Here is a 3,424-nt window from a genome sequence, read left to right on the forward strand (position 1 = left end):
GAGAGCGGCGTGCCCTCGTCAACGGCGCGCGAAAACACCCACGGATGGGTCAGGAGAGCCGGATTTGATTACTTCTTCTCTGCTCTGGACCCGGCGACGCTCGACGGGCAAGGCGCACGGGCGCGGGAGATCTGGAATGACGCGACCGCGGCCCCCGCGTGGGACGGCCCTGCGGTGTGGGTGCACGGCGACTTGCATCCAGCCAACGTCGTGGTCAACAACGGCAGCATCTCCGGGATTGTCGATTTTGAAGGCGTGCATGCCGGTGATCCCGCCGCTGATATCGCTGCCGCGTGGGTGCTGCTACCGGATGGCGCTGCTGAGCGATTTTTTGCCGTCTACTCGGGCGCCGATGAGGCGATGGTTCGCCGAGCTCGAGGTCACGCTCTCCTGAAAAGCCTGTTCCTGATGTTGATGGGGCAGAACGGTCTTCGAGGAGTCCCGGGAGGTAAGCCTGCGTGGGGGGCCCTGGGCAGGGCGTCGCTCGACCGCGCCTTGGCCTAGGGCGTGTCTGCCAATGATCGGGCGTGGGGCGGCGCAGGGTGGATGGCATGGTTCGTGGCGATGTGATCAGTGATGAGTTGTGGCAGGTGATCTCGTCGGTGTTGCCGCCGTGTCGCGAGACGGTCGCTGCGCGACCTCCTCAGCCACCGAAGGGGTGGGCCGCCGTCATCCCCACGGGTCCGCGGACCAGGCCGGGTCCACCGGGCCCCGCCCGGCGACCCAGGCCATGAGCATCTGCCGATCCTCCCCATCCAGCCGCTCCGGGAGCGTGGCGAGCAGGACACCGAGGTCCCAGGCGACGTACTCCTGCGGCCAGTCGGCCGCGGTGTAGGACAGGCCGAGGTCGACGTGGTGCATCTCCACCTCACGCAACCGGTGCGCCGGGCAGGCGGTCACGGGGTATCCCTCGCCACCGGTGAGGTACCCGTACGGCCACCCCTGCGTCTGGGCCTCGACGAAGGCATCGCGCAGCGCCTCCTGGCTGGAGCGCAGATCGGCGAGGATCTCGGCAGCAGGTCGACCTGAACCGTCCTCGATCTCCCCGGCCCGCTGCTCCTCCCCGCCGGCGTACTTGGCCAGACCCGTGCCGTCGAGCGCGCCCCGGACCCGACGAGCGTGCCCGTCGGCGTTGCGGGCGAGGTGGGTGAGGACGTGACCCACGGACCAGCCCGGCAGCAGGCTCGGCGCCCGCACGTCCTCGTCGTCGAGGGCGGCTGCCGTGGCCTCGAGCCGTTCCTCCGCGGCCAGACACAGGTCGATGGCCAGATCTGCTTCCTGATCGAGGTCACTCATGGCCCACAGCGTCTCAAAACCGTCGACGACCCCGCTGCCCTGTCCGCCCCGCGGCGATCGGTCGCGCACCTTCAGTGACTGTCGCCTGGACCCTCTTGACGCCCTCTTCTGTGCCGCCCTATGCTGCATAGCATTGTATAACAATACATGAGCCAGCGACGACAACGAGGTCAGAACACATGCAGATGGACGAAGGGCGTTACATCACGACGGGCTCCTTCCGAACCCACTACTACGAGGTGGGGACCGGTGAGCCGGTGATCCTCATCCACGGCGGCGGCGCCGGAGCCGACGGATGGTCCAACTGGATGACCGGCTCGGCCGACATTTTCGGTCAGCGGATGCGAGCCATCGTCCCTGACCTCGTCGGTTTCGGTCGCTCGGACAAGCCCGACCCTGCGGCATTCACCTACGACCAAGACACGCGTAATCAACAGCTCATCGACTTCATCGAGGCGCTCGAACTGGAACGCGTCAACCTCATCGGCAACTCGATGGGCGGGGCCACCGCGCTCGGAGTGACGATGGAGCGCCCTGATCTGGTCGCCAACCTCGTCCTCATGGGCAGTGCCGGCTACAGCAACACTGTCAGCCCCGAGTTGTCGACGATCGTCAACTACGACTTCACCCCTGAAGGCATGCGCCAGGTGGTGTCGGCGTTGACCAACCCGGACTATCGGGCCTCAGACGCTCAGATCGACTACCGCTACCAAGCCTCGATCGATCCAGCAACCCGCGAAGCCTATGCGGCAACAATGGCGTGGGTGCGCGACGTCGGAATGGCATATCCACACGACGAGATCGCCAAGATCAAGACGCGGACCCTTGTTGTCAACGGCAAGGACGACAAGGTCTGCCCCCCGGACTTCGCCTACGGCATTCTCCAGCTCATTGAGGACTCGACAGGCATCTTCCTCCCCCGCTGCGGTCACTGGGCAATGATCGAGCATCCCGAACTCTTTGCCCGTCTGACGCTCGACTTCCTCCTCCCTTCGCAGGACACGGCCGCCTGAGCGCGAGCCGAAAGGACCACAGCCATGGATATCAAGCAACTGGGCTACCTCGGGCTCAACTCCACCCACCCCGAAGCCTTCACCACGTACGCCACAGAATTCCTGGGACTACAGGCCACGCCTGGCGAAGGCGGGACCACTCAGTTCCGCATGGACGAGCGATACCAGCGGATCACGGTCGAACCCAGCCACGTCGACGGCGGCGCCTACTACGGCTGGGAGATCGCCGACAACAGCGCGTTCGCTGCCGCGGCCGATGAACTCAGCGATGCCGACGTCCGGTTCGAGGAGGCCAGCCAGCTCGAGCTGGAAGTCCGTCGCGTCGAGCGAATGATCCATTTCCGCGACCCCGCCGGCAACCGCGCCGAGCTGTACACGGGGGCAGCTGACGGCGATGGGGAGTTCACCTCCGCCCGCGACATCCCCGGGTTCATCACCGGGGACATGGGACTCGGTCACGTGGTTCTCGCGGGGCCGGACGTGTCCGCGCTGCAACGATTCTACGTGGACACCCTGGGCTTCAAGGTCAGTGACACCATGCGCCAGCCCTTTCAGGCGACATTCCTGCACACCAACCCACGCCATCACAGCGTCGCTTTCGTCGACGGGCCGTTCTTCGGCATCGACGAGCCCTTCCTCCATCACTTCATGCTCGAGGTGGAGCAGATCGACGACGTCGGACGCACCTATGACTTGGCCCAGGACAGCGGCGTCCCCATTGCCATGTCGCTCGGCCGCCACACCAACGACAACATGTTCTCCTTCTACGCGACCTCTCCTGTGGGCGTGCACACGGAGTTCGGCAGCGGCGGCATCCTCATCGACGACGACTGCTGGGAGGTCCGGGAGATCCCCGGCCCCGATCTCTGGGGACACCGACACTGACCACCTCGCGCCACTCCCGACGCATTCCACCGCTTTCCAGGAGAATCCATGAGTACACCACACGAAGTCGAGACCGAGGTCCTCGTCGTCGGCGCCGGACCGTCAGGGGCTACGGCCGCCGCACTGCTGGCGACGTACGGCATCGATTGCATGGCCATCAACAAGCACGCGAGCGTGGCGAATTCGGGCTCTCCTGACGCTTCCGTGGGTGTTCTGGCGAGCCGTTGACG

5 protein-coding genes are annotated in these 3,424 nt (G+C 65.6%); 4 read left to right on the plus strand and 1 reads right to left on the minus strand.

Translation table 11 applies throughout. The annotated features are described in order from the left end of the window. The coding region (locus ABC138_RS17325) for a phosphotransferase (RefSeq protein WP_345914449.1) at positions 1-504 on the plus strand (504 nt) is incomplete at its 5' end. A 165-nt stretch (positions 505-669) separates the two neighbouring features. On the opposite strand, the gene ABC138_RS17330 is transcribed toward ABC138_RS17325, so the two are convergent. Further along, positions 670-1,296, minus strand: coding sequence for a maleylpyruvate isomerase N-terminal domain-containing protein (locus ABC138_RS17330; protein WP_068329971.1), 627 nt, complete (start codon positions 1,294-1,296; stop codon positions 670-672). A 179-nt stretch (positions 1,297-1,475) separates the two neighbouring features. On the opposite strand from ABC138_RS17330, the gene ABC138_RS17335 reads away from it, so the two are divergent. The 3 genes from ABC138_RS17335 to ABC138_RS17345 are packed head-to-tail and all read left to right on the plus strand — an operon-like array spanning position 1,476 to position 3,422. Beyond that, positions 1,476-2,309 carry an alpha/beta hydrolase gene (locus ABC138_RS17335; protein ID WP_169702105.1) on the plus strand — a complete coding sequence of 278 codons (834 nt, stop codon included), beginning with the start codon at positions 1,476-1,478 and terminating at the stop codon, positions 2,307-2,309. A gap of 24 nt (positions 2,310-2,333) precedes the next feature. Then, on the plus strand, positions 2,334-3,194 hold the full coding sequence (locus ABC138_RS17340; RefSeq protein WP_068329969.1) for a VOC family protein: 861 nt from the start codon (positions 2,334-2,336) through the stop codon (positions 3,192-3,194). 48 nt (positions 3,195-3,242) lie between these two features. Beyond that, positions 3,243-3,422: an FAD-dependent monooxygenase gene (locus tag ABC138_RS17345; RefSeq protein WP_345914450.1), complete on the plus strand. Its 180-nt coding sequence runs from the start codon at positions 3,243-3,245 to the stop codon at positions 3,420-3,422. The last annotated feature ends 2 nt before the right edge of the window (positions 3,423-3,424 follow it).

This window comes from Janibacter sp. LM, from assembly GCF_039631275.1.
In the GTDB taxonomy this organism is placed as follows: domain Bacteria; phylum Actinomycetota; class Actinomycetes; order Actinomycetales; family Dermatophilaceae; genus Janibacter; species Janibacter terrae.